This window comes from Polaromonas sp., from assembly GCF_016185115.1.
GTDB lineage: Bacteria > Pseudomonadota > Gammaproteobacteria > Burkholderiales > Burkholderiaceae_C > Polaromonas.
The window spans coordinates 118,133-143,020 of record NZ_JACPOF010000029.1 but is presented as its reverse complement, the minus strand read 5'-3'; the positions used below and the strand labels follow the sequence as shown (position 1 = coordinate 143,020).

At 59.8% G+C, this 24,888-nt stretch carries 18 protein-coding genes; 6 read left to right on the top strand and 12 right to left on the bottom strand.

The window, feature by feature from the left end; all coding sequences use genetic code 11:
• Positions 1–22: 22 nt before the first annotated feature.
• Both HYX42_RS19505 and HYX42_RS19500 read right to left on the bottom strand, forming a co-directional pair.
• Entirely contained in the window at positions 23–1,003 is a 981-nt protein-coding gene (locus tag HYX42_RS19505; protein ID WP_293406262.1) for a tripartite tricarboxylate transporter substrate-binding protein, read from the bottom strand.
• A 56-nt stretch (positions 1,004–1,059) separates the two neighbouring features.
• Positions 1,060–1,614: a cupin domain-containing protein gene (locus HYX42_RS19500; protein WP_293406260.1), complete on the bottom strand. Its 555-nt coding sequence runs from the start codon at positions 1,612–1,614 to the stop codon at positions 1,060–1,062.
• A gap of 108 nt (positions 1,615–1,722) precedes the next feature.
• Between HYX42_RS19500 and HYX42_RS19495 the strand changes: the two genes are divergently transcribed.
• The 4 genes from HYX42_RS19495 to HYX42_RS19480 all read left to right on the top strand — a co-directional run bounded on the left by HYX42_RS19495 (position 1,723) and on the right by HYX42_RS19480 (position 12,621).
• Positions 1,723–2,463 carry a TetR/AcrR family transcriptional regulator gene (locus HYX42_RS19495; RefSeq protein ID WP_293406258.1) on the top strand — a complete coding sequence of 247 codons (741 nt, stop codon included), beginning with the start codon at positions 1,723–1,725 and terminating at the stop codon, positions 2,461–2,463.
• Positions 2,460–3,443: a fumarylacetoacetate hydrolase family protein gene (locus tag HYX42_RS19490; protein WP_293406256.1), complete on the top strand. Its 984-nt coding sequence runs from the start codon at positions 2,460–2,462 to the stop codon at positions 3,441–3,443. The genes HYX42_RS19495 and HYX42_RS19490 overlap by 4 nt, the downstream gene beginning before the upstream one ends.
• Before the next feature lie 380 nt (positions 3,444–3,823).
• Positions 3,824–10,870 (top strand): HAMP domain-containing protein, encoded by a 7,047-nt coding sequence (locus HYX42_RS19485; RefSeq protein ID WP_293406804.1) that lies wholly within the window; start codon positions 3,824–3,826, stop codon positions 10,868–10,870.
• Between the two features lie 29 nt (positions 10,871–10,899).
• Entirely contained in the window at positions 10,900–12,621 is a 1,722-nt protein-coding gene (locus HYX42_RS19480) for a response regulator (RefSeq protein ID WP_293406254.1), read from the top strand.
• A gap of 95 nt (positions 12,622–12,716) precedes the next feature.
• On the opposite strand, the gene HYX42_RS19475 is transcribed toward HYX42_RS19480, so the two are convergent.
• Genes HYX42_RS19475 through HYX42_RS19450 form a run of 6 tightly spaced genes read right to left on the bottom strand, consistent with a single transcriptional unit; the run spans position 12,717 to position 17,932 of the window.
• Positions 12,717–13,700, bottom strand: coding sequence for a tripartite tricarboxylate transporter substrate binding protein (locus tag HYX42_RS19475; RefSeq protein WP_293406252.1), 984 nt, complete (start codon positions 13,698–13,700; stop codon positions 12,717–12,719).
• 44 nt (positions 13,701–13,744) lie between these two features.
• Positions 13,745–14,209, bottom strand: coding sequence for a thioesterase family protein (locus HYX42_RS19470; protein WP_293406250.1), 465 nt, complete (start codon positions 14,207–14,209; stop codon positions 13,745–13,747).
• Positions 14,206–15,372, bottom strand: a complete 1,167-nt coding sequence (locus HYX42_RS19465) for an FAD-dependent monooxygenase (protein ID WP_293406248.1) — start codon at positions 15,370–15,372, stop codon at positions 14,206–14,208. The genes HYX42_RS19470 and HYX42_RS19465 overlap by 4 nt, the downstream gene beginning before the upstream one ends.
• Positions 15,369–15,626: a hypothetical protein gene (locus HYX42_RS19460; RefSeq protein ID WP_293406246.1), complete on the bottom strand. Its 258-nt coding sequence runs from the start codon at positions 15,624–15,626 to the stop codon at positions 15,369–15,371. The genes HYX42_RS19465 and HYX42_RS19460 overlap by 4 nt, the downstream gene beginning before the upstream one ends.
• Positions 15,626–16,237 (bottom strand): VOC family protein, encoded by a 612-nt coding sequence (locus HYX42_RS19455; protein ID WP_293406243.1) that lies wholly within the window; start codon positions 16,235–16,237, stop codon positions 15,626–15,628. The genes HYX42_RS19460 and HYX42_RS19455 overlap by 1 nt, the downstream gene beginning before the upstream one ends.
• A gap of 12 nt (positions 16,238–16,249) precedes the next feature.
• Positions 16,250–17,932 (bottom strand): AMP-binding protein, encoded by a 1,683-nt coding sequence (locus HYX42_RS19450; RefSeq protein WP_293406241.1) that lies wholly within the window; start codon positions 17,930–17,932, stop codon positions 16,250–16,252.
• Between the two features lie 300 nt (positions 17,933–18,232).
• Here HYX42_RS19450 and HYX42_RS19445 point away from each other — a divergent pair, with 300 nt between their 5' ends.
• The gene (locus HYX42_RS19445) at positions 18,233–19,498 is read left to right on the top strand and encodes an alpha/beta hydrolase (protein ID WP_293406239.1); all 1,266 of its coding nucleotides are present in this window, start codon (positions 18,233–18,235) and stop codon (positions 19,496–19,498) included.
• Positions 19,499–19,543: 45 nt separating this feature from the next.
• Positions 19,544–20,302: a TetR/AcrR family transcriptional regulator C-terminal domain-containing protein gene (locus HYX42_RS19440; protein ID WP_293406237.1), complete on the top strand. Its 759-nt coding sequence runs from the start codon at positions 19,544–19,546 to the stop codon at positions 20,300–20,302.
• Positions 20,303–20,728: 426 nt separating this feature from the next.
• On the opposite strand, the gene HYX42_RS19435 is transcribed toward HYX42_RS19440, so the two are convergent.
• The 4 genes from HYX42_RS19435 to HYX42_RS19420 all read right to left on the bottom strand — a co-directional run bounded on the left by HYX42_RS19435 (position 20,729) and on the right by HYX42_RS19420 (position 24,831).
• Positions 20,729–21,901, bottom strand: coding sequence for an ABC transporter substrate-binding protein (locus HYX42_RS19435; protein ID WP_293406235.1), 1,173 nt, complete (start codon positions 21,899–21,901; stop codon positions 20,729–20,731).
• A 166-nt stretch (positions 21,902–22,067) separates the two neighbouring features.
• Positions 22,068–22,607: a 3-phenylpropionate/cinnamic acid dioxygenase subunit beta gene (locus tag HYX42_RS19430; RefSeq protein ID WP_293406233.1), complete on the bottom strand. Its 540-nt coding sequence runs from the start codon at positions 22,605–22,607 to the stop codon at positions 22,068–22,070.
• On the bottom strand, positions 22,604–24,007 hold the full coding sequence (locus HYX42_RS19425; RefSeq protein ID WP_293406231.1) for an aromatic ring-hydroxylating dioxygenase subunit alpha: 1,404 nt from the start codon (positions 24,005–24,007) through the stop codon (positions 22,604–22,606). Before HYX42_RS19425 ends, HYX42_RS19430 begins: the two co-directional genes overlap by 4 nt.
• Positions 24,004–24,831 (bottom strand): NAD(P)-dependent oxidoreductase, encoded by an 828-nt coding sequence (locus HYX42_RS19420; RefSeq protein ID WP_293406229.1) that lies wholly within the window; start codon positions 24,829–24,831, stop codon positions 24,004–24,006. The genes HYX42_RS19425 and HYX42_RS19420 overlap by 4 nt, the downstream gene beginning before the upstream one ends.
• Positions 24,832–24,888 lie beyond the last annotated feature (57 nt).

Sequence of the window (24,888 nt, the reverse complement as noted above, 5' to 3'; positions counted from 1 at the left end):
TTTTTGTTTCTTTGTCCGACGTTTATTGCAGCTTGATGTTCAGGTTGCGGATCTCGCGGCCCCAGCTGGCGTGCTCGGCCACCACCCGGGTGTTCAGGTCTTCAGCACTGCCGCTGCCGACAAGCAGGCCCAGGTCGGTGATGCGGCTGCGCACGTCGGGCATGGCCAGCACCTTCAGTACATCGGCATTGACCTTTGCAATCACGGCAGGCGGTGTGCCTTTCGGTACAAACATGCCGTGCCACGCGGTGGATACCGCGCCGGGTATGAACTCCGACGCGGTAGGCACATTCGGCAGGGCGGCCAGGCGCTGCTCGCTGGACACCGCAATCGCTTTCACCTTGTTGCCCTTGATGAGCGGTATGGCCGTGGTGGCCGGGTCAAACAGCAGGCTGACGGTGCCGCCCATCAGGTCTGCAGACGGGTTGGTTGCATACGGCACATGGTTGAGCTTGATGCCCATCTGCTTGGACCACATCTCGACCGCCACCTGCGTCTGCGAGCCCACGCCGTAGGATGCGTAGTCGATGCCGCCGGGTTTGCGTTTGGCAGCCTCTGCCAGTTCTGCAAGGTTGTTGAACGGCGCCGCGGGTGTCGCAATCAACACGTATGGAATGATGGCCACCGTCGCCACACCGGTGAAGTCGGTCAGCGGGTTGTAGCGCAGCGTGGCATACACATGCGGGTTGATGGTGATGACGGACGACACCGTGAACAGCACGGTATGGCCGTCAGCCGGGCTTTGCTTGACGTTCTCTGCGCCTATGCCGCCCGCTGCGCCTGCGCGGTTGTCGACCAGCACCGGCTGGCCCCACATCTGCGAGAGCTTGTCGCCGACCAGCCGTGCCGTCGTGTCGGGCGATGTGCCCGCAGGGAAGGGTACGACCAGCTTCACGGGCTTGTTGGGCCAGGCGGCCTGGGCAAATGCCGGGTTGGCGCCCATGCCGATGGCGAACGAGGCGGCGGCAGCGAGTGTTGAAAGAATGATTTTTCTGCGTGTCATGGTCTTGCTCTTGCTCTTGTCTCTGTGTTGTTGATGGCTGTTTGTGCTGTTCGTGTTCAATGCGCGGTGGCTGCACTTCCCGGCACGGGCAGGGCGCTGACCAGGATGGCTGCGACGATGCAGGGTTCATCACCGCGCACACTCCATGAATGGCGGGTGCCGCGCTGGATCAGGATGTCGCCCTGTTTCAGCAGCTTTTCACCCTCGTCCATGATGGCGAAGATCTCGCCCTTGAGCACGATGATGTAGTCCACTGTCAGGGTTGTGTGCATCATGGGGTCGCTGTTGCCCTTGTCGTTCGCATGGCCCGCGCCTATCGACGTGAAGGCCGTGGCCGCATCGGCGTTGTTGCGCCACACCTTGTCCGGCGGAAATTCAACAATGCGCAGAATGCTGCCGCCCTTGGGCGGTTCGAGCTTCACAGGGCGATCTGCAGGGTCATGGTTGCCCGCGTTGTCGGCAGGCGCCGTCGTTGTCTCCCATAGGTCCGTCAGCGCCAGGCCGGGCATGGATTCCATCTCTTTCACGCAGGTCGCGTGGCCGTCCATGGTAAATATCGACTTGCCGCTTGCGTCGTGGCCCGTGACCACTCTTCTGACTTTCCACACCATGTCTGGCTCCTTTGATGGTTGTTGATGCAGGTTTGGGTAAACCCTATAGTTGAACGACTGTTCAATAAACGGATTGAATCATAGAATTAAACGAACGTCCAATAATTGATGAAAACCCTGACCAAGACCAAAACCGCCAGCACTCCGCAGTCCGAGGCTCCATCAGCGAATAAAAATGGCGAGCGCACCCGTGTGCTCATCCTTGACGCAGCAGAAACACTGTTCTCCGAGCACGGCCTTGACGGCGTATCGATGCGCGACATCGCTGTCAGTGCAGAAGTCACGCTGGCGCTCGTCAACTACCACTTCGGCTCCAAAGACAAGCTCTACCGCGGCGTGTTCGAGCGGCGCATCGTGCCGGTCTCCAGCCTGCGGCGTGAAGCGCTGGCCGTCGTGCTCGACCAGAAGTCGCCACCCATACGTGAGGTACTCGATGCGCTCGCCCGGCCCTGGGTAGAGATGCGCCGGCAACCGGGCGGCCTGGCCTACAGCCGCCTGATTGCGCGTGAGGTGGGCGACCCGGCAGAGGGCAAGCGCGGCATTGTGTCGGATTTGCTTGACCCGATTGCGCTCGAGTTCATGGCTGCCATGCAGAAAGCCCTGCCCAGAATGAGCGCCAGAAAAGTCGCCTGGGCCTACCACTTCTTCATAGGCGCCTTGCTTCTGATTCTTTCCAACCCCGACCGTGTGAAACGGCTGTCGGGAAAGGTCTGCGACATCGGCGACGAGCAGGCCGTCATCGATGAAATCGTCAACTTTTTCTCAAGTGCATTTCTGGGCGGCGAGACAAAGGCCACCAAGCCGGACGCCCCTTCCAAAAAACCAAAGACAGGAAAGACCAAACCATGAAACTCGTGACCTTCCAGGGTAAAAACTCAACCCCTAAAGCCGGCGCCCTGATAGACGGGGGCGCCACCGTCATCGACCTTCAGGCCGCGCATGAGGCTGTGCACGCCAAACCATCACCCATGCTGGCCAGCGTGCTCGCCATGGCTGAAAACAGCGACCAGTCCGTCAGGCTCGCACAGCAGTTGGTGGATGCAAAACCAGCGGGTGTGACGCACAAGCTGGCAGATGTGCAGTTGCTGTCGCCCATACCCGCACCGCCGCAGATGCGCGATTTTTTGTGTTTTGAGGAACACCTGGTCGAGGCCTTCAAGAAATCCCGCGAGGTGCGCGCCTCGTCAGCGCCGGACCCGGCAGCCGCCATGCGCGAGATGGAAGAAAAGGGCATCCTCACCATCCCTGAGGTCTGGTACCAGCGGCCGATTTTTTACCACCCCAACCGCCTCAACGTGGTGGGTACCGGCACCGATGTGATGTGGCCCGGCTATTCAAGCCGGCTTGATTTTGAACTTGAGTTCGGCGTCTTCATCGGCAAGCCCGGCAAAGACATCAGCAAGGAGAAAGCACGCGAACACATCTTCGGCTACACCATCTTCAACGATGTGTCGGCCAGGGATGAACAGGTCATAGACATGCCCGGCCAGCTCGGCCCCGGCAAGGGCAAGGACTTTGACACCGGCAACATCCTCGGCCCCTGTCTGGTCACTGCAGACGAGATGACCGACCCCTACAGCCTGGAGATGGAAGTACGTGTCAACGGCGAACGCTGGGGTGGCGGCAACAGCGGCACCATGCGCTGGAAGTTTGAAGACTGCATCGCGCATGCCTCACGCTCCGAGACTCTGTTCTCCGGCGAGTTCTTCGGCTCGGGCACCGTGGGTTCGGGCTGCGGGCTGGAGACCATGCGCTTTCTGAAACCCGGCGATGTGGTCGAACTGGAAGTGCAGGGAATCGGGGTGCTCAAGAACCGCTTTGTGAAATAGGCTATTAAGGCGTCCTTGAATGGGCCCGGCAAGGGCTGGACCAGAAGTTTGAAACCCGCTTTGGCTACAGTCAAAGCGGGTTTTTTGATGCCTGTTTTAAAGGGGCGATGCCACGACCGTCGAGGGTGTCAGTAGCGTCCTACACATTTTCATACACATTCCCCAGACAATCATCGGTGATCGATGTTGGGGAACGTCGATTGCTGCGCTGCACCACTACTACGAACATAAAACTGGATCGAGGAAGCTCCATGAATCAGGTCACAGACCCAACGTTCAAAAAAAGCAGGTCGAGGAAGAAACCGGTTGACAACGATTCGTTATTGAACAGGGCCTCGTCCCCGGCTTCGACTTCATCGTTGAACGCCAATACGGTAGAAATGGCAGAAATTGAGTCGCGTCAGATGCTCGCCGCGATGATGGCCTTCTCGGAGGGGGATTTCAAGGTCAGGCTGCCTGCAGACTGGTCGGCGACCAATGGCCGCATCGCCGAAGCGTTCAACCGCGCCATCGGCAATGCAGAACGCATCAGCATGGAGGCCGACCGGTTGCGCACCGGTGTTGGCAAGGAAGGGCGGCTTTCCCAGCGCATGTCGGCACCGGGTGCGGTCGGCGGATGGGCCGGGCAGGTTGATTCCCTCAACACATTGATAGACGATCTGGTGCGTCCAACGACGGATATCGCACGAACCATTGGCGCGGTGGCCAAGGGCGACCTGGGCCAGTCCATGGAACTCCAGGTTGACGGGCGTGCGCTCAAGGGCGAGTTCCTGCGTTCGGCCAAGCTGGTGAACTCCATGATTGAACAGCTCTCGGTGTTCACCTCGGAAGTGACGCGTGTGGCGCGCGAGGTCGGCACCGAGGGCAAACTCGGCGGCCAGGCGCAGGTCAAGGGCGTTTCAGGTGTCTGGAAAGACCTGACTGATTCGGTCAACCAGATGGCGGGCAACCTGACCGCCCAGGTGCGCAACATTGCGGATGTGACGATTGCGGTGGCCAACGGCGACCTGTCCAAAAAGATCACGGTGGATGTGCGCGGGGAAATTTTGCAGCTGAAGGAAGCGACCAACACCATGGTTGACCAGTTGCGTTCATTTGCTTCCGAGGTGACGCGTGTGGCACGTGAGGTCGGCACCGACGGCCGCCTGGGTGGGCAGGCCGTGGTGCCAGGGGTTGCGGGTACCTGGAAGGATTTGACCGATTCGGTCAATTCGATGGCCAACAACCTGACCTCGCAGGTGCGCAATATTGCGACTGTGACCACGGCCGTGGCGCGTGGTGACTTGAGCCGCAAGATCACGGTGGACGTGAAGGGCGAGATTCTGGAGCTAAAAGAAACCATCAACACCATGGTCGACCAGCTCAACGGCTTTTCGTCGGAAGTGACGCGGGTGGCGCGCGAGGTGGGCACCGAAGGAAAGCTGGGCGGCCAGGCACAGGTGCCTGGCGTGGCAGGGACGTGGAAGGATTTGACCGACTCCGTGAATTCGATGGCGTCCAACCTGACAGGCCAGGTGCGAAATATTGCGGGCGTTGCGACCGCCATTGCCAAGGGCGACCTGTCTTCAAAAATCACGGTTGAGGTGAAGGGCGAAATTCTCGCGCTCAAGGAAACCATCAACACCATGGTCGATCAGCTCAACGGGTTTGCATCCGAAGTGACCCGGGTGGCGCGTGAGGTGGGCACCGAAGGAAAGCTGGGCGGTCAGGCGCAGGTCCCCGGCGTGGCAGGAACCTGGAAGGACCTGACCGACAACGTCAACTTCATGGCATCCAACCTGACAGGCCAGGTGCGCAATATTGCTGAGGTGACGACGGCTGTGGCCAACGGCGACCTCTCCAAGACCATCACGGTGGACGTGAAGGGCGAAATTCTCGAACTCAAAAACACCATCAACACGATGGTCTACCAGCTCAACGGGTTTGCATCGGAAGTCACCCGCGTTGCCCGCGAGGTGGGCACCGAAGGCAAGCTGGGTGGGCAGGCGGCCGTGCCGGGCGTGGCGGGTACATGGAAGGATCTGACCGACAGTGTCAACTTCATGGCCTCCAACCTGACCGGGCAGGTACGAAACATTGCAGAGGTTACAACCGCAGTGGCGCGAGGCGATCTTTCAAAGAAGATCACGGCCGACGTGCGCGGCGAAATCCTGGAGCTCAAAAACACCATCAACACCATGGTCGACCAGCTCAATGGTTTTGCCGGCGAGGTCAGCCGGGTTGCGCGGGAGGTGGGGACAGAAGGCGCACTCGGTGGGCAGGCCCAGGTGCTCGGTGTGGCCGGTACCTGGAAAGACCTGACCGACAACGTCAATTCGATGGCCTCCAACCTGACGGCCCAGGTGCGCAATATTGCCGACGTGGCGACAGCGGTCGCCAACGGCGATTTGTCCAAAAAGATCACGGTGGACGTCAAGGGTGAAATTCTTGAGCTCAAAAACACCCTGAACACCATGGTGGATCAGCTGAACGGCTTTGCCTCTGAAGTGACCCGCGTCGCCCGCGAGGTGGGCACCGACGGCAAGCTGGGCGGGCAGGCACAGGTGCGCGGTGTCGCCGGTACCTGGAAGGACCTGACCGACAACGTCAATTCCATGGCCAACAACCTGACAGGCCAGGTGCGCAATATCGCCGACGTGACGACCGCCGTGGCGCGGGGGGATCTCTCGCGCAAGATCACGGTTGAGGTCAAGGGCGAAATCCTTGAGCTGAAAAACACCATCAACACCATGGTGGACCAGCTCAATGGCTTCGCCTCTGAAGTTACGCGTGTGGCCCGCGAGGTCGGCACCGAAGGCAAGCTGGGCGGCCAGGCCGAGGTTCCGGGGGTTGCTGGCACCTGGAAAGACCTGACCGACAACGTCAACTTCATGGCCTCCAACCTGACAGGCCAGGTGCGCAACATTGCCGACGTCGCGACAGCCATTGCACGCGGTGACTTGTCGCGCAAGATTACCGTGGAAGTGAAGGGTGAAATTCTTCAGCTGAAGGAAACCATGAACACCATGGTGGACCAGTTGAACGCCTTTGCCGGCGAGGTGAGTCGGGTGGCGCGCGAGGTGGGTACTGACGGCAAGCTGGGTGGGCAGGCAGAGGTGGAGGGTGTGGCCGGCACCTGGAAGGATTTGACCGACAACGTCAACTCCATGGCCTCCAACCTGACGGGTCAGGTTCGCAACATCGCGGAGGTGACCATCGCCGTCGCCAACGGCGATTTGTCAAAGAAGATCACGGTTGACGTACGCGGGGAAATCCTCGAACTGAAGGAAACCATCAACACCATGGTAGACCAGTTGCGCTCATTTGCAGCTGAGGTGAGCCGCGTGGCGCGGGAGGTGGGGACGGACGGCAAGCTTGGCGGCCAGGCACAGGTGCCCGGTGTTGCCGGTACATGGAAAGATTTGACGGACAACGTCAACTCCATGGCCAACAACCTGACCGGCCAGGTGCGCAATATTGCAGACGTCGCCACGGCCATCGCGCGTGGCGATCTGAGCCGCAAGATCACTGTGGACGTGAAGGGTGAAATCCTGCAGCTCAAGGAAACCATGAACACCATGGTGGACCAGCTGTCAGCCTTTGCATCAGAGGTCACACGTGTGGCACGTGAGGTAGGTACCGAGGGCAAGCTGGGCGGGCAGGCGCAGGTGCCGGGCGTGGCGGGTACATGGAAGGACCTGACCGACAACGTCAATTCGATGGCGTCCAACCTGACAGGCCAGGTGCGAAACATTGCAGAAGTGACGATTGCCGTGGCCAATGGCGACCTGTCCAAAAAGATCACGGTGGACGTGCGCGGTGAAATCCTGCAGCTCAAGGAAACCATCAACACCATGGTGGAGCAGTTGCGCTCCTTCGCATCCGAGGTCACGCGTGTCGCGCGTGAAGTGGGTACGGAAGGACGGCTGGGCGGGCAGGCTGCGGTGCCTGGTGTAGCCGGCACATGGAAAGACCTGACCGATACCGTGAACGGCCTGGCCAACAACCTGACCACCCAGGTCCGAAATATTGCGGAGGTGACGACGGCCGTGGCGCGTGGTGACCTGAACCGCAAGATCACGGTGGACGTGAAAGGCGAAATCCTGGAACTGAAGAACACCATCAACACCATGGTGGATCAGCTCAACGCCTTTGCGGGTGAGGTGACGCGGGTGGCTCGTGAAGTGGGCACTGAGGGCAAGCTGGGCGGGCAGGCAGAGGTGAGCGGTGTGGCCGGCACCTGGAAGGACCTGACCGACAACGTCAACTTCATGGCGTCCAACCTGACGGAGCAGGTCCGGGGTATCGTGAAAGTGGTGACTGCCGTGGCAAACGGCAACCTCAGCCAGCGCCTCACCGTGCAGGCCAAAGGGGAGGTCGCAGCGCTGGCCGACACCATCAACGGCATGACGGACACGCTGGCCACTTTTGCTGATCAGGTGACCAACGTCGCGCGTGAAGTGGGTGTGGACGGCCGGCTTGGTGGCCAGGCCAACGTGCCCGGTGCAGCAGGTACCTGGAAGGACCTGACCGGCAACGTCAACCTTCTGGCGGCCAACCTGACCACGCAGGTGCGTGCCATTGCCGAGGTGGCCACAGCGGTCACCAAAGGCGACCTGACGCGCTCCATCCAGGTCGATGCCAAGGGTGAGGTGTCCGAACTCAAGGACAACATCAACACCATGATCTCCAACCTGCGCGAGACCACGGAAAGCAACCGTGAGCAGGACTGGCTCAAGACCAATCTGGCGCGTTTTACGGGCATGTTGCAGGGCCAGCGTGAACTGAATACGGTGGGCAAGATGCTGCTGTCGGAACTTGCCCCGCTGGTGCATGCACACCAGGGCACCGTCTACCACTGCAGCGGAGCGGGTGACACTGCCGGCATGACGCTGCTGTCAAGCTACGCACAGTCGGGAAGCGTCAGGTTGCCTTCCACGATCAGGCCCGGGGAGGGGCTGGTCGGGCAATGCGCACTTGAGAAAAAACGCATATTGCTCACGAACGTGCCTTCGGACTTTGTCAACATTTCGTCAAGCCTCGGTGATTCACTGCATGTCAGCATTGTTGTTTTGCCGGTCCTGTTCGAGAACGAGCCCAAGGCCGTCATCGAACTCGCGTCGCTGCACCCCTTTACGGCCGTCAACCTGAATTTCCTCGACCAGCTCGCCCTGGGTATTGGCGCCGTGTTCAACACCATTGAGGCGACGGTGCGTACGGAAGGCCTGCTGACGCAGTCGCAGCAGCTCACGGTTGAGCTGCAATCACGGCAAAGTGAATTGCAGCAAACGAATGAGGAACTGGGAACCAAGGCGCGTCTGCTGGCCGAGCAGAATGCCGAGGTCGAACGCAAGAACCGCGAAGTGGAACAGGCGCGTGGAGCGCTTGAGGAAAAGGCATCAGAACTGGCGCTGACATCCAAATACAAGTCCGAATTCCTCGCCAACATGTCGCATGAGTTGCGCACGCCCCTGAATTCCATTTTGATTCTCAGCCAGCAACTGGCAGAAAATTCACCGGGCACGCTTTCTGCCAAACAGGTCGAGTTTTCGCGCAACATCAATTCTTCAGGCACGGACCTGTTGCATCTGATCAACGATATTCTTGACCTGTCCAAGATCGAGTCGGGCACGGTGACTGTCGAGGTCGAAGAGATTTCGTTTGCCAGCCTGCGTGACAACATAGACCGCAATTTCCGCCATGTGGCTGAAGCCAAGAACCTGCCTTTCTTTATCCGGTTTGAAGAAGACCTGCCGCGCTCGATGGACAGCGATCCCAAGCGCTTGCAGCAGGTTCTCAAAAACCTGCTGTCCAATGCCGTCAAATTTACGTCGCAGGGACAGGTGGAGGTCCGTGTGGGGCTGGCGTCAAGAGGCTGGAGTGCCGATCATCCAGTGCTCAGCCAGGCCCAGCATGTTGTGGCCTTTGCCGTTGAGGACACCGGCATAGGCGTCGCGCCAGAAAAGCAGCGGCTCATCTTTGAGGCATTCCAGCAGGCCGATGCCGGCACATCGCGCAAATACGGCGGTACTGGCCTCGGGCTGGCGATCAGCCGCGAGCTGGCGGTACTGCTGGGCGGCGAAATCAGGCTGACCAGCATTCATGGCCAGGGCAGCTGCTTCACGCTGTATCTTCCGCTTCATTATTCGGGGCCCGATGGCGCCACCGTTTCCCGTGACGTGGAGCAGGGCAAGGAAATTTCACGGTCCGTCATTGCCCTTCCGGCAGCACGGGAGGAACACATCGCAGATGACCGCGACAGCATTAGGCCAGGGGACCAGGTCCTGCTGGTCATTGAAGACGACCCGCATTACGCGCGCATCCTGCTGGGCCTTGCCCGGGACAAGGGCTTCAAGGGCGTGGTGGCCACCAAGGGCGCGCAGGGCCTTGCACTTGCCCGCCAATACCAGCCTGCGGCAATTTCACTGGATATCTTCCTGCCCGACATGCTGGGCTGGACGGTACTCAACCAGCTGAAGCTCGACCCCGCCTTGCGCCATATTCCCGTGCAGATCGTGTCGATGGAAGAGGAGCAGCAACACGGGCTCGCGCACGGCGCTTTTGCATACCTTGTCAAGGAGCCCACCACCACGGGCCTTGAAGTGGCTTTCGACCGCATCAGGGAATTTACGATACCGCGCAAAAAACGTCTTCTGATCATTGAGGACAACGAAGTGGAGCGCAATGCCGTCGTCGAACTTCTAGGTTATGAGGATATCGAGATCGTGGCAGCCGGAAGTGGTGAAGATGCACTCTCGGCCATGCGCGAGAATTCTTACGACTGTGTCGTTCTGGACCTGAGGCTTCCCGACATGACCGGTTTTGATTTGCTTGAGAAAGTACAGTCTGATCCTGCCCTTGCCGCCGTGCCGGTTGTCGTATTTACGGGCAAGGACCTGAGCAGGGACGAGCAGGCGCGCCTGCAGTCCATGGCCAAAAGCATCATGCTCAAGGATGTGCAGTCGCCGGAGAGGCTGCTGGATGAGACCGCGCTGTTCCTGCACCGTGTCGTGACGGCTCTGCCTCCCCAGAAGCAGGCCATGCTGGATAAACTGCATAACTCGGCGGAAGTGCTGCGCGGGCGCAAGGTTCTGATCGTTGACGATGACGCCCGTAATATTTTTGCCCTGACCTCCGTGCTGGAAAACCACGAAGTCGACGTGCTGAGCGCTACCAATGGGCGCCAGGCCATCGAGATCATCCAGAACAGCCCGGATGTGGTCATGGTCCTGATGGACATCATGATGCCGGAGATGGACGGGTATGAGACCATGCGCGAAATCCGCAAGGATCCGAAATTCCGTACCCTCCCGATACTGGCGCTGACCGCCAAAGCCATGAAAGGTGACCGTGAAAAATGCCTTGATGCGGGTGCCAGCGACTACATCGCCAAACCTGTCAATACCGACCAGTTGCTGTCGCTGATGCGTGTATGGTTATTCCGGTGAACGCCATGCCACCGCCTGCAAAGGGGACTATGAGCGCCGACGCCCATGGGTCGGTGCCGGGAATATTGGCCCCGGTTGTAGACCAGGTCAATATCCTGATTGTTGATGACGAGCCCAAGAACCTCACGGTTCTTGAAACGGTGCTTGATGATCCCGGCTATCGGCTGGTCAGGGCTGGATCCGGCTCCGAGGCCCTGCTGGCCCTGATGGCCGATGAGTTCGCGGTGCTGGTTCTGGATGTGCGCATGCCCGACATGACCGGCTTCGAGCTGGCCCTGCTCGTCAAGGAGCGCAAGAAAACCGCCCGCGTGCCCATCATTTTCCTCACGGCCTATTACAACGAGGATCAGCACGTTCTTACGGGTTACGGCAGCGGTGCGGTTGACTACCTTCTCAAGCCTGTCAACGCATCGGTGCTGCGTTCCAAGGTTTCGATCTTTGCTGAATTGCACCGCAGGGGCCGTGCCCTGGAAACCGCCAACCGCGCGCTGCAGGATGAGATCGCAGAACGGCGAAGGGCGGAAGAGCGGCTGAACGAGCTCAACGACACACTGGACAAAAAGGTGACCGAAAGGACAAACGCCCTGCAGGCGAGTGAGGCCAGGTTGCGTGATGTGAACCGGCGCAAGGACGAATTTCTGGCGACGCTTGCACACGAGCTGCGCAACCCCCTGGCGCCCGTGCGCAATGCCGTCCAGCTTCTGCGCCTGAAGGGTGCGGGCACACCAGACCTGCAGTGGACGGCCGAGGTCATAGACCGTCAGGTCCGGGCGATGAGCCGGTTGATAGACGATTTGATGGATGTCAGCCGCATCAACCAGGGCCGCATTGAACTGCGCCGCGACCGGGTAAACGCGAAGTCCATCATCGAGGATGCGATTGAATCAGCCCGGCCGCTGATCGACGAGTGCGGGCATCAACTGGTGCTGAGGATTCCCGATCAGGAGCTTGTGTTTGACGCCGACTCCACCCGATTGACGCAGGCTTTCATGAACCTTATCAACAATGCAGCCAAATACATGGACAAAGGCGGGCGCATAGACATTGATGTCCAGAAATTGCAGCATGAAGCCGTGATCACCATCAAGGACACAGGTATTGGCATTTCAAGCGATCAGCTGGAACGCGTGTTCGAACTTTTCTCCCAGGTGCAGACGGCGCTGTCCAGGTCGCGAGGCGGGCTGGGCATTGGCCTGTCACTGACAAAACAATTGATCACCATGCACGGCGGCAGCGTTCAGGCACGAAGCAAGGGGCTCGGTTTTGGCAGCGAGTTCGAGGTGAGGATGCCCCTGGCTGCCGGGGGTGAACGTGCAGAAGTTGTCGAGACCCCTGATAAACCTGTTGAAGACAGGCCCGTGCAGGACACAGAGGTTCGCATCCTGGTTGCTGATGACAACGAGGATGCGGCTGCCACCCTCACCGCATTTCTTGAGTTGTCAGGATTTGCTGTGCGGCAGGTGCATGACGGCGCAGCAGCCGTGAGCGCTGCTGCGGAATTCGACCCCCAGATCGTGCTTCTCGACATCGGCATGCCCAGGCTCAATGGCTATGAAGCCTGCCGCAAGATTCGTGAGCAACCCGGAGGGGCTGGCCGCACCATGGTGGCATGCACCGGCTGGGGACAGGCAGATGACCGTCGCCGCTCTGATGAAGCGGGCTTCGACAGGCACCTGGTCAAGCCTGTCGAGCCGGCCATGCTGGTTGAATTGATAGATGCCGTGATTGCGGCGCGGGACGTGGGCCTGTAAGCGAAGCCTGTTCGGGAAACCCTGCGAACGCCCGTTTTGAAACTGCAGCTTGAGGCGATAGCCGGATTGGGCTATCGCCGCAACTGATGGCTCCCTTACTCCGGCTTCAACCCGAGTGTGCGGATCACGCCGCTGAACTGGTCGATTTCACCCTTGATGAACTTTTGCGCATCGGCCACGCTGCCCGGTGTGGGGTAGGTGCCGAAGTCGCGGAACTTGGCAACGACATCGGGCAATTGCAACGCAATCTTCACTTCATTGTTCAGGCGCTGGAGAATCGCAGCGGGCGTTCCCTTGGGGGCTTGCATGCTGAACCACCCGGACACATTGAGCCCTGGCAGGGATTTGTTGGCGAGCGGGATGCCTTCAAGACCGGGCAATTCCGTTTCGGACGCCACTGCCAGCGCCCGCAGCCTTCCTGACTTCACGAGCTGTATGAGCGGTCCGACGCCATCGACGTAAAACGCAGTGTCGCCATTGACGACTGCCTGTATGCCCTGACCCGTGGTTGCAAACGATACCTGCTGGAATTTTGCGTTCGCTTTCAGGCCTGCAAGTTCTGCGGCCAGGTGGGGGATGGACGTACGCGTCGGGTTCCCTATCGCCACACGGTCAGGCGCAGCTTTGGCGGCTGCCGCCGCGTCTGCCAGATTTTTGGCGGGGTTGCTCATGTTGGTCACGAACAGCATGGGCGATGTCGCCACGATGGCAAAGGTCTCAAAGTCGCGTTCGACGTTGTAGTGCGCATCCTTGTACGTGAAGGGCGTGACGGCCACCACAGCCGCCTGCGGCATGGCAATGGTGTAGCCGTCCGGCGCTGCGGCTTTCAGGGCATTCATGGCCACGATGCCGTTTGCGCCGGGCCGGTTCTCGATGATCACCGGCTGGCCCAGTTGCGAGGCCAGCTTTTCACTGAGGATGCGGGCGATCAGGTCGGGCGCCGATCCCGCGGGTGCAGCCACAAAGATGCGCACCGGCTTTTGTGGATAGGCGCCGCTCTGGGCATGTGCGCTGGCAAGTGTCGCGCCCATCAGTGCGGCCACTGCAAGCCTGGCCATGGAGGAAAATTTCAGTGTCATGTTGTCTCCTGTTTATCGTTGGTGGGGGAAATCTTCTTGAGCGGCTACGCCGCAACAGGCGCAGGAAAGCGCGCCGCATAAAGTTGCAGCCGCTCTTTCAATGCCTGCGGGATGGCCTGTGACTCGCGTTGCACGGTATGCACGCAGATGATGCCCAGGCGTGCGCTGAAGACATGGCGGCCCTTGATGTCATGCGCTTCCATGGCCAGGTCAAAGCTGCGATTGCGGATGTCGCCGCCCAGCGTGCTGATGCGGAATTCGTCGTCGGGCCACAATGACCGGTGAAACACAAACTGCAGTGATTTGACCGGCGTTCCCAGGTCCAGCTCTGGCATCTTCCGGCTCAGCGGGCCGCCCAGCAGCGCCTCCATGAATGTGTGGAAGGCTTCGGCCACATAGTCTCCAAAGCGCGGTGTGTAGACCACGCCCGCCGGGTCGCACTCACCCCAACGCACGCGGCGTTCGCTGGTGAATGGCTGTGCCATAAGCCAGGGTGTCACTGCGGTCATGCCGGTGCCACTTCCTGTGTGGACACACCCTCATGGCGGCGATGGCCATAGTGCGCCATGAATTCCGGATATTCGGCCTGAAGGCGTTCGTCGCCGACACGCCCGGTACGCATCAGGTAGTCAAAGATAAAGGGTACGGCGCCCAGCGTGTCCACTTTTACGGGGAAGGTTTCAAACCAGTTGAAACTTTTCTCTGCGGCGGCGACCAGTTTCAGCTTGCCGGGCTCGCGCATCTTCCTGAAGTTTGCGAGCGCTGCGGGGATGTCATCCGGCGTCGCCACAAGGGCATCGGCCAGCGCTATCGCATCTTCCATCGCAATGCGGGTGCCCGAACCTATGCTGGGATGTGCGCTGTGAAGGGCGTCGCCGATCAGCACGCGATGGCCGACGGACCATTGCCTGTTGCGCACCACCGGCAGGTTGTGCCAGACCGACTTGTTGCTGATCAGCGGCTGGCCCTGGAGTTCTTCTGCAAAGACTTTTTCGACCAGCGCCTGCCGCTCCGCATCGCTCATCGCGTCCATGTGCAGATTGATCCAGGTGTCCTTGTCGCACTCGGCGACAAAGGTGCTCATGCGCTCCGAGTAGGGGTAGGCCACTGCCACAAAATGCCCGCCTGCATGCCGCCGGTAAGACATCACCGGGTAGGCGAAATGTTTTTCGGTGCCGTACCACGCCAGGTGGTTGGTGAGCAGGCGGCTGGTGGTGCCGAATGCGGCTTCATGCCGTTTGCGCAGCATGGAGTTCACACCGTCGGCGCCGACCACAAGATCCGCTTTTTCAAGCGCGCCCAGGTCTTCCACCCGCACGCCGTAGGTGATGTGGACACCGAGCGCTTCACAGCGGGCTTCAAGAATCTGCAACAGCTTGAGCCGCGCGACGGAACCGCCGTAACCCCCCCCTTCGATGAAAAGCGTTTCATCGGGATGCGTCATGAAGCGGTGCCGCGTCACAAATGACGCGTCGACAATGGCCTGGTACGAGACCGGGTCCGCCTTTTGCAGCCTGTCCAGCCCGCGATCGGCCAGCACAATGCCGAAGCCGTAGGTGGCGCCGCGCGGATTCTGCTCATGCACGCAGATGTCCGCTTCGGGAAAACGCCGTTTGGCCAGCAGGGCAAAGTAGAGGCCGGAGGGGCCTCCGCCCAGGACGTTGATTTTCACGCGGCCACCTCGCTCTCGATACGCATGACATCCCGGCTGTATTCGGCAATGCGGCCAATGAAACCACCGCACAGGGCGCTGTTCCAGAGCGCAGGCCCCAGGTCAAGCCCCTTGCGTGTGAACTCGATAAAAGATCCGGCTTCAATCTGCCAGTAGTCCGCGACGGGCCCGGTCACGGCGCAGCCCGGATAAAGCCGCGCGCCCTTGAGCAGCGGTTCAAACTCGGGAATATTGGGTACAAAAATCGTCACCATCAGTGCACCGCCGCCTGTGTATTTGCCACCAGCTTGCGCACCATGTCGCCCTTGGATCGCCAGACTGCTTCGACCTCTTCAAAAGGCTGTTGCGTGTTGTTGCGCCGGGCCTCCTGTTCAATGGCAGCCTGAAGGGTGAGTTCTGCGTCTATCCCGTCTATGGGCCGGAACGCGCGCAGCGGCATGGTGATTTCCAGCAGGTATCCATTGGGGTCCCTGAAGTAGATAGACTCGATCACTTCATGTTCGATCTGGAACATCACCTTGACGCCGCGGCTTTCGATTTGCGCGCGCCAGGCCAGCAGTTCATCCCGTGTCTGCACGGTCCAGGCCGTGTGGATGGCGTCGTTGTCATATTCGGGCCGGTGCACCAGGTGCTCTGGCTGGTCGTCACCGATGTAGTAAAAAAAGGCAATCGTGCTGCCATTGCCGCTGTCGAAGAAGAAATGCAGAAAGTCCGGGTGGTTGGCCGGTCCCCAGCCGCGCGCAGACACGCAGTGCACCAGCGGCAAGCCCAGGACGTCCTTGTAAAACGCCACGGTTTCAGCCAGCTTCCAGGTGGGTCGGGCCGTATGGTTGACGCCATGGAGCGTCATCGGTTGGTTGTTCAAGGTGAATGCCTTTCAGGAGGGTTGCAGTGTTTTCGCGGGCGCTTCGGCCGACAGCGTGCTGGTGATGTTTTTCCGCAGGGTGGCCTTGTCGACTTTGCCTACCTTGGTGAGCGGGATGGCGTCGACCGCTTCGATGCGTTCCGGCCATTTGAATTTCGCCATGCCCAGCGCCTGCAGGTGTTGGCCCAGCTCGCCAATGCCGGGCGCAGCACCGCCGCTTTTGACCACGATGAATGCACAGATTCTTTCGCCCAGCACCGGATCGGGCATTGCAACCACGGCGCATTCCGATATGGCCGGGTGGGTGGATGCGGCGCTTTCGACTTCCTCGCAATTGATCTTTTCGCCGCCGCGGTCAATGACGTCCTTGGTGCGCCCTGCGAAAGCGTAATAAAGCTTTCCTTCGATCTCGCGCTGCATCATCAGGTCGCCGCTGCGGTAATAACCGTCGGCGGTGAAGGCCTGCGCATTGCGGTCTGGCGCGTTGTAGTAACCGCGCAATGTGTAGGGGCCCCGGCATATGAATTCGCCGACGTCGCCGACGGCCACGTCGCGTTCGGTACCGGGTTCGACCAGCCGCACCTCGTCAAGCCGGGACAGGGGTCGCCCTATGGTCCAGTCCCGTGCTTCCTCCGGGTCGTCTGCCCGGCAATACAGGTTCAGGCCTTCCGACATGCCGAACATCCCGAAACTGAGGATGCCGTACCTCTCGCGAATCACGCGCGCGGCATCGGGTGCCCAGGCGCCGCGTACCTGGTCGAGGCTGCCGAGCTTGCGCGTGACCATTTCATCAAGCCGGGGCAACAGCGCACGGATCATGCCGATAAAGGTCGGCCTGTAGGCGCTGAACACCTCACCCCATGTCTCTGCGGTCATGCCGCCGGGAATCACAAAGGTCGAGCCGGCCAGAAGGGATGGCAGCCAGATGCAGATCATGGCGGCGTTGTGCATCATGGGCATGGGCATGAAGAGCACGTCGGTGGCCCGCAGCCCCATGGCTTCCATGCTGCCCAGCGCGTTGCGCAGGTAGTCGTTCTGCATGCGCGGTATCACCTTGGGAACACCGGTCGTGCCGCCCGACAACTGGAAGACCGCCACCTGGTAAGGGTCGCGCGGAACGTCTGCAAGGGCCTGCCTTGCAGGGGCGGACACCGGTTGGGCAATCAGGTCTTCAAACCGCAGGATGCCTTCGCGCTTCTCGCCCAGGAATGAGATCACGTGCCGCATGGTTGGGATCTGCGACTTTGTCTTGAGGGCAAAACCCGGCAGGTCGAACTTCGGGTCGTTGCCCTGCACGATGTGCAAACGCGCATCGGTATGCCGGCCCAGGTATTCGATTTCAAGTTCGCGATGCGCGGCAAGCGTGCAGACCGGAATCAGGCCTGCCTTGAGGCACCCGACAACCGTGTAGATCACTTCGCGGCAGTTGCCGGACTGAAAGATAACGCGGTCCAGCGGCTTCATGCCAAGCTGCAGCAGGGCTGCGGCAAAGCGGTCGGTGATGTCGTCAAGCTGCGCGTAAGTCACCTCGCCTTCAGGGCTGGCGATGGCCACGCGCCCGGCATTGGTCTTGAAGGACCCGGCCAGCGCTTCAGTCAGCGTGCGGTTTTCAAGCTCGCCTGCGGCGACGTACTCCGTCAGTTTGTCCAGCGGTATGTAAGTCACCCCGGGGATGGCTTCCTTGACTCCGATCATGTGTCTGTCTCCTGGGATTGATGGCTTGCGTGCCTGTGCAGTGCGTTCACAATGACCGAAGCATAAATTAACAGGCATATCAATAAATGCGTATTTACCCTGATGCTGCTTTCGGCTATGCATTAAACACACTGAGAATTTTTAAATTCTCTAAGGGAATTGATTGATTCCTGTTGAATGGATGGTTTGAGTAAAAATTTGACATAGATGTCAATAATTATTAGGATGGCGGCCATTTGAATTTGAAACCGGGCGTCGTGGCTGCAAGCCTTGCGGCCGGCCCATCGCCAGGAGATCACCTTGAGTTCAACAGCAGAAACCGCACGCGCCGAACCGCGACCCACCGCAGGCTTGCGGGGCGCATCGTGGAACGCGGATCGTTTGCCCGCCGGCATGCAAACACGCGTTGCAGCGGTGCCCACCCAGGACGGCGCGCAGATCACTGGCTACCTGCATGCGCGTGGGGGTGAAAAAACGGTGGTGGTCATCATGCATCCGCGTGAATTGCTGGTCACCCACTATCTGGTGCCCTACATCGTGGAGGCCGGTTATGCATGCTGGGTCCAGGGTGCCAGGACTGTGGGCAACGATATCCGCCTGGAGCATGAAGTCGCCTTGCTGGACGTCGCGGCCGGGTTGCAGCACCTGAAACAACTCGGTTTTGAAAAGATCGTGCTGCTCGGCAACTCGGGGGGCGCCAGCCTGTTTTCGTTTTACAACCAGCAGTCACTGCTCGCGCCTGAGCAGCGCCTCCAGCGCACGCCCGGCATGCGGCCCGTGAAGCTGCACGATGCCATCATGCCGGTGGTGGATGGTTTTATTTTTGTGGCCCCGCACCCCGGCCAGGGCCATCTGCTGATGAGCTGCATAGACCCCGCGGTGAGCGATGAATCAAAACCACTGGAACTTGATGAGGGCCTGAATGCCTTTCGTGAAGCCAATGGTTTTCGCCCGCGCCCGCAAAGCGCGCAGTATTCGCCGGAGTTTGTCACGCGCTACCGCGAGGCCCAGCGCGGGCGCGTGGCGCGCATCGATGCGATGGCCAAAAAAATGATCGCTGACCGGCTGGAGGCGCGCGCACGTTCAAAGCAGGGCGGCAGCGAGCGCGACGCCATGCAGGGATCGTTCAACGCCATCTTCGAAGTCTGGCGGACTGATGCCGACCTGCGGGCATTTGACTTGTCGCTGGACCCGTCTGACCGGCGCTGGGGCACGGTCTGGGGTTCTGATCCCGTGGCATCCAATCTGGGGGCCGTCGGGTTCGGGCGCGTCTGCACGGCAGAAAGCTGGCTGTCCAACTGGTCGGCGCTGTCGTCCAACGCGTCGTTTGCCAAAACCGGCGCAGCCATCAAACAACCGGCGCTGATGATTTATTACACCGCCGACAACACCGTCTTTCCCTCGGATGCCCACCAGATCGAGCAGCAGATAGGCAGTGCGGACAGGCAGCGCGTGGACATCAAGGGCAACCACCATGGCCACGCGGTGTCTGCGGGCGACCCCTGGCCGCAGGACATCGCCGGTGCTGCGATTGCCGGGTGGCTGCAGGCGCGCTACGCGCGGTGAGTCGCAGCAGGGCAGCATGACCGCTACGGCGATAATCAAAACCGAATGTCTTCCGCGAATACAGCCACCGCAAAAACAGCAGCAGCCCGCAAGACCGGCCGACGTCCCGGTCGCCCGGCCGGCGCCACCACCGGCGCACTGGACCGCGCGACGGTTCTTTCCCTGTCATTGCAGCTGACAAAGACGGTTCCGCTGGCGGACCTCTCGGTCGTGCTGGTCGCACGGGAGCTGGGCGTGACGCCTGGCCTCATTCACTACTACCTCGGCGGCCGCGATCCCTTGACGTCAGGCGTCATGAACGCCTTCTGGCGTGAAGTGATTGAAAACTGGCCGCGTGAACAGCCGCACTGGCTGGAAAACATTGAAAACGTGGCCAATGCCTTTTACCGCGCCTTGCTGCGCTATCCCGGCATTGCCTCTTATGTCTCTACCCACAACCGCTACCGCATGGTGCAGGACGTGCAGGCTGGCGAAACCGATTACGGCATCCTCTTTTTTGAAAAATTCTCCAGCACCATGCGTCAGGCCGGATTTGATGCGATGCACACCGCCGCCTATGCCCACCTTGTCGTGGAACTGGTGACCTCATTCGCGCACTCAACGGTGGCGCGGCGCTGGCCGGGGCAGCACGGGGAATTCCTCAACGAGAAGCTCGCACAGCTTGACCCGAAAGAGTTTCCCGGAACGCATTTTGTGCGTGAAAGCCTTGTGAGCCTCAATGCATCAGACGCTTATTCGATGGGCCTGCGGCTGATGCTGCAGGCTCTTGAGCTGGAACACAAGAAGAGGGTTGCCGGGGTTTAAGCGGCCATCCGGCGAGATGGCTGTACGGGCATGACCTGATCGTCGCGACCGGGCATGCAGGGGGAGGCCGGCTTCACCGAGAATGCTATGTTATTAATAGCTGCTCACGTGCGTATCTATTGGGCTGCAGCCTGATTTGGCAGGTAAAAATGGCCTTTTAAGCCGTTTTTCAGACCATTTTTTGAGCTGGCGGCTGCCGCAAGCCAAAAGTTAAGCTTCATATTAACTTTCGATAAATTTTTAACGTGTACATTAAAAATTTGCGGTATACGGTAAATTTTGATCCCCGCCGCTGCGTTTTGCAATTCTGGCAGCGTCGACCAAGCCTTGGCGTGCTGTACGGCCTATCCGGCATGCATCGGAGCATACGAACCCGCTACCAAGCCATGAAGCCATGCCCGGCGGGTTCGCTGTCTGTCTTGCGACCTAGCGAATCTTGCCGGGGTCCTTCACGTCCTTGATGGTTTCAAATTCGGTGTTATATAGCTCGCCGTTGACCCGTTCGACCTTGCGGATGTAGATGTTCTGCACCAGTTCGCGTGTCTGGGCGTCGATAAAAATCGGTCCGCGCGGGCTTTCAAATACCTGACCTTTCATGGCTGCCAGAAGTGCGTCGCCGTTGCCGCCCTTTGCAGCTTTGGCTGCTTCGTAAATCACGCGCATGCCGTCGTAACCCGCTACAGCCAGGAAGTTGGGGCGCAAACCGTTGTTGGCCTTTTTGAACTCTGCAACGAACTTCTTGTTTAGCGCGGAGTTGTGCGAGGCTGAATACTGGTGCGAAGTCACCACACCCAGTGCCACGTCGCCAGTAGCATTGAGGATGTCGTCATCAGTGATGTCGCCTGTGCCTATCAGCTTGATCCCGGCCTTGTCGAGGCCGCGTTCAGCAAACTGCTTCATCAGCGCGGCGTTGGCGCCTGCCGGTACGAATACGAACACTGCATCAGGTGCCAGGTCGCGCACACGCTGCAGGAAGGGCGCGAAGTCGGGGTTGCGCAGGGGTACGCGCAACTGGTCGAGTACCTTGCCGCCGTTGAAGGTGTAGCGGTCGCCAAAGAATTTTTCAACGTCCAGGCCGGGCGTGAAGTCAGACACCAGCGTGACAACTTTTTTGATGCCGTTTTTGGGTGCCCAGTCGGCGATGCCTACTGCGGTTTGGGCTACGGTGAAGCTGGTACGCAGCACGTAGGGTGATGCCTGCGTCACGCTGGAGCTGGCACCGGCCATTGTGATGAGTGGCGTTTTGGCCTGCGTGGCGATCGGTGCGGCCGCCAGGGCAGCCGGCGTCAGCAAAAAGCCTGCAAGTACGTTGACCTTGTCGTTGACTACGAGCTCCTGTGCGATGCGTTTGGCAATATCCGGCACGCTGGTGTCATCCTTGACGATCAGCTCGATCTTTTTGCCGGCAACGGTGTCGCCGTGTTGAGCCATATAAAGGCGGGCACCCGCTTCGGTTTGTTTACCGAGCGTGGCAAACGATCCGGTCATGGACAGCACCAGGCCGACCTTGAACTTGTTGTCCTGCGCGAGTGCATTGCCTGCAATGCCGGTACCCAAAATCGCAAGGGCCAGGGTGTTGAGGAAAAATCGTTTTTGCATGTTGACTCCTGTGAGTAAAAAACTCTTGTAGTTAGAAAGGGGATGCTGGAATCGCTGGCGAAGTTGAGGTGCAGGCTGTTACCAGTCCGTAAATTTCAGTCTCTGCACGACGAGTAGTTGGCGAGAGTAAAAAAGCCATAGGTCAAGCACCGATGCCCACCGGTGATCAAATAAAGATCGTGAGGTTTTTGGCCAGCAGGGTCGCCTGGTCAAGAATGACCGTACGGCCCGTCAGCAGGAATCCATCGCCGTTCCGCCGCACGATGTCGTTGCGCCGGCCGATGAAGTAGTCGGTCTCGCCTTCGAGCCTGTTGCGGTGAACTAGCACGCGGCTGGACACCAGGATGTCTGCGCTGCCTGCCAGCGCTTCAGCCGGATTGATGATGCGCACATTGGTGACCAGGTGCGAGACGCGCGACTGCGGCTCCTCGGCCCAGTGAATGCCGGTCATGATCTGCTTCACACGCTTGACCAGGGTTTCCCTGTCATCGTCCATCCATGACATGTCGTCATCGCCGCTGATGTCGAGGTGGCTGTCTGAATACTTCATGTTTTTGCGTAGCGGTATGCGGTAGCGGATGTCTTCGCTGAGCAGGTCCAGCCATTCCTTGTAGCGGCGCTCGTCAAGCATGTCTGCTTCAAGGTACAAAAACTCTTCAACGTCGCGGACCAGGTCCCGATAGGCAGACTTGTCGTGACTGCTCATTGCCGGCCTCCGTCGGCTGCAGTGGGTGCGCGCAATGAGTCCCAGCTTTCGGCGTCCATCATCTCTGCCCAGCGGTGGTAGAGCGACCGCACGTTTTGCTCGCTGGTGATCGGGTGCTGCGTGATCACACCGGGAATCATGGGGTGCGTACCACCGACGTGTAGGCCCGCCTTGTAGTTGAAGGGATACTCTTCCGCGACGCTACCCCGGCAACTGGCTGTAGCGTAGTTCCAGTTTTCCATGTCGTCCTGCTCGGTCATGCCGGCCGGGCCCGAGTAGCGGGTGTAGTAGCGGCGCAGAAACGCCTTGACCTCTGGTGGCGCTTTCTTGTCGACAAAATAGACCCGCCACATTTCGGTGTGGTTGGGTCCGTTGGGGTGTGACACGAGTATGGTTCTTGGCTGTTGGCCGTGAAAAGACATGTTGGGGAATATGGTGCCGACGACTGGTGTCAGCCGGCCCTTGTTACCCTGGAGTTTCTGGCGCTCGCGCCAGTTTTCAAGGAAGTAGGCTGCCGTCGGCGGCGAGACGGCATAGTCGCGTGGCTCCTGTCCCTCGGGCGAAATACCGTAAAGCACGCCATGGCCTTGCGGCGTTGTGCACAGGGCCAGTTCGCCTGGGTCGTCACGCCGGCCTTCGGTCATGCCGTCCTTGTTGTTGGGACCGATGCCGACCTTGTCGACGGATGCATGGCTGATGGTGTGGGCCATGTCGCCAGCAAAGTTCTCGGCAACGATCTTCCAGTTCGAAGGAATCACCCATTTCTGCGGGCTGCCCAGCAGTTCGATTTCATCGTCGCTGCCGTTCCATGGCGAAAGCGCGAGGTTCATCGAAAAATACATGTCGCCCATGTAGTCCTTGAAGGACGGCGCACTAGCGTCCCACGTGGCCCAGATGGTGCCGCGCAGGTTGGCGATCTGGGCCACTTCGACGAGGCCCCACTTGGCCTTGTCGAACGGGGCGGCCTTGTAGGCTTCGTCGTAGCCCGGCACAAGCATGAGTTCGCCGCTCGTCTTGAATGTCCAGCCATGGTAGGGGCAGACAAAGTTGCGGGCGTTGCCTTCGTCGTAACGGCAGACCTTCATGCCCCGGTGCCGGCATGAGTTGAGAAACACATGCACGACGCCTTTTGCGTCGCGCGTCAGGATGACGGATTCATCGCCCATACGCGACAGCACAAAATCGCCCGGTTTGGGGATCTGGCTTTCATGTCCGATGTACAGCCATGAGCGCTTGAAGACATGCTGGATTTCCTGCTTGTAGATGTCTTCGTCGACGTAGATCCTGCGGGCAATTTCGCCATTGGCGGAGTCAACCGCATCACGCGCCACAAAGCGGCCGTTGTCGGCACCCCCAGGCTTGCCGCTGACATCTAGGTTAATGTGAATGCGCCGGTTCATGATTGCTTTTGCTCCTTGGGTATACGGTGGTCAGCCAGGATGACCTCCATGAGTTGTTGCGCCAGTGCTGCGCCGGGCACGCTGAGGCCGAGCGAATTGGCGAGCTCTATGCACAGCTGCAGGTCTTTGTAAAAAACCGCAGGTGCCTGCGGCCCGAGCACCAGGGTTGACCAGTGATGGGTGACATAACTTTGTGCAGCCCCGTCACGCACCACCTGCTCCAGGAGTTCGGCGGGTACGCCGGCCATCACGCCGAGCTTCATGCCTTCATAGGCGGCAAGCAAATTGACGGAGATGATGAGCTGGTGCGCCAGCTTGGCGCGCAGTGCGCTGCCCAGCTCACCGATATGTGCGATGCGGTCACCGGATGATTGAAAAACAGGGCGGCAGACGTCCAGCGCCTCAGGCGATCCGCCTACCATAAAGGACATGCGCTTCGCCTCGGCACCCGCAGCGCCTCCACTGACGGGGGCGTCGATGACGATGACGCCTTTTTCAAGCCCTTTGGCGGCCATGGCCACGATGGTGGCCGGGCGTATGGTGCTGTGTACGGCGATGATCGTGCCGGGCTGTGCGCTGAACAGTAGCCCGGCAGGGCCGGCAATGACCGACTCGACCTGCGCATCGTTGAGCACACACACCTGGATGACCCGAGCGCTCTTGCCTGCGTCGGCGTTCGAGCCGGCAACGGTGGCACCCAGGGCGGCAAGTTCTGCACAAGGTTCAGGCCGGGGGTCGAATACGGTGACCTCATGTCCGGCCGCTACGGCGTTTTTGGCCAGGCCCTTGCCCTGAACCCCAAGGCCGATAAAGGCTATTTGCATTCTTGTCTCCTGTCACTTTTAGTTGTGTGGCGCACCCTGATGTCGGGGAGCGCGCGT

Coding starts and splice junctions, on each gene's coding strand:
- HYX42_RS19460 (WP_293406246.1), bottom strand. CDS start 15,626: ATGGTGACGATTTTTGTACCCAATATTCCCGAGTTTGAACCGCTGCTC.
- HYX42_RS19435 (WP_293406235.1), bottom strand. CDS start 21,901: ATGCAAAAACGATTTTTCCTCAACACCCTGGCCCTTGCGATTTTGGGT.
- HYX42_RS19475 (WP_293406252.1), bottom strand. CDS start 13,700: ATGACACTGAAATTTTCCTCCATGGCCAGGCTTGCAGTGGCCGCACTG.
- HYX42_RS19485 (WP_293406804.1), top strand. CDS start 3,824: ATGGCAGAAATTGAGTCGCGTCAGATGCTCGCCGCGATGATGGCCTTC.
- HYX42_RS19480 (WP_293406254.1), top strand. CDS start 10,900: ATGAGCGCCGACGCCCATGGGTCGGTGCCGGGAATATTGGCCCCGGTT.
- HYX42_RS19495 (WP_293406258.1), top strand. CDS start 1,723: ATGAAAACCCTGACCAAGACCAAAACCGCCAGCACTCCGCAGTCCGAG.
- HYX42_RS19490 (WP_293406256.1), top strand. CDS start 2,460: ATGAAACTCGTGACCTTCCAGGGTAAAAACTCAACCCCTAAAGCCGGC.
- HYX42_RS19440 (WP_293406237.1), top strand. CDS start 19,544: ATGTCTTCCGCGAATACAGCCACCGCAAAAACAGCAGCAGCCCGCAAG.
- HYX42_RS19425 (WP_293406231.1), bottom strand. CDS start 24,007: ATGAACCGGCGCATTCACATTAACCTAGATGTCAGCGGCAAGCCTGGG.
- HYX42_RS19470 (WP_293406250.1), bottom strand. CDS start 14,209: ATGACCGCAGTGACACCCTGGCTTATGGCACAGCCATTCACCAGCGAA.
- HYX42_RS19430 (WP_293406233.1), bottom strand. CDS start 22,607: ATGAGCAGTCACGACAAGTCTGCCTATCGGGACCTGGTCCGCGACGTT.
- HYX42_RS19500 (WP_293406260.1), bottom strand. CDS start 1,614: ATGGTGTGGAAAGTCAGAAGAGTGGTCACGGGCCACGACGCAAGCGGC.
- HYX42_RS19450 (WP_293406241.1), bottom strand. CDS start 17,932: ATGATCGGAGTCAAGGAAGCCATCCCCGGGGTGACTTACATACCGCTG.
- HYX42_RS19505 (WP_293406262.1), bottom strand. CDS start 1,003: ATGACACGCAGAAAAATCATTCTTTCAACACTCGCTGCCGCCGCCTCG.
- HYX42_RS19420 (WP_293406229.1), bottom strand. CDS start 24,831: ATGCAAATAGCCTTTATCGGCCTTGGGGTTCAGGGCAAGGGCCTGGCC.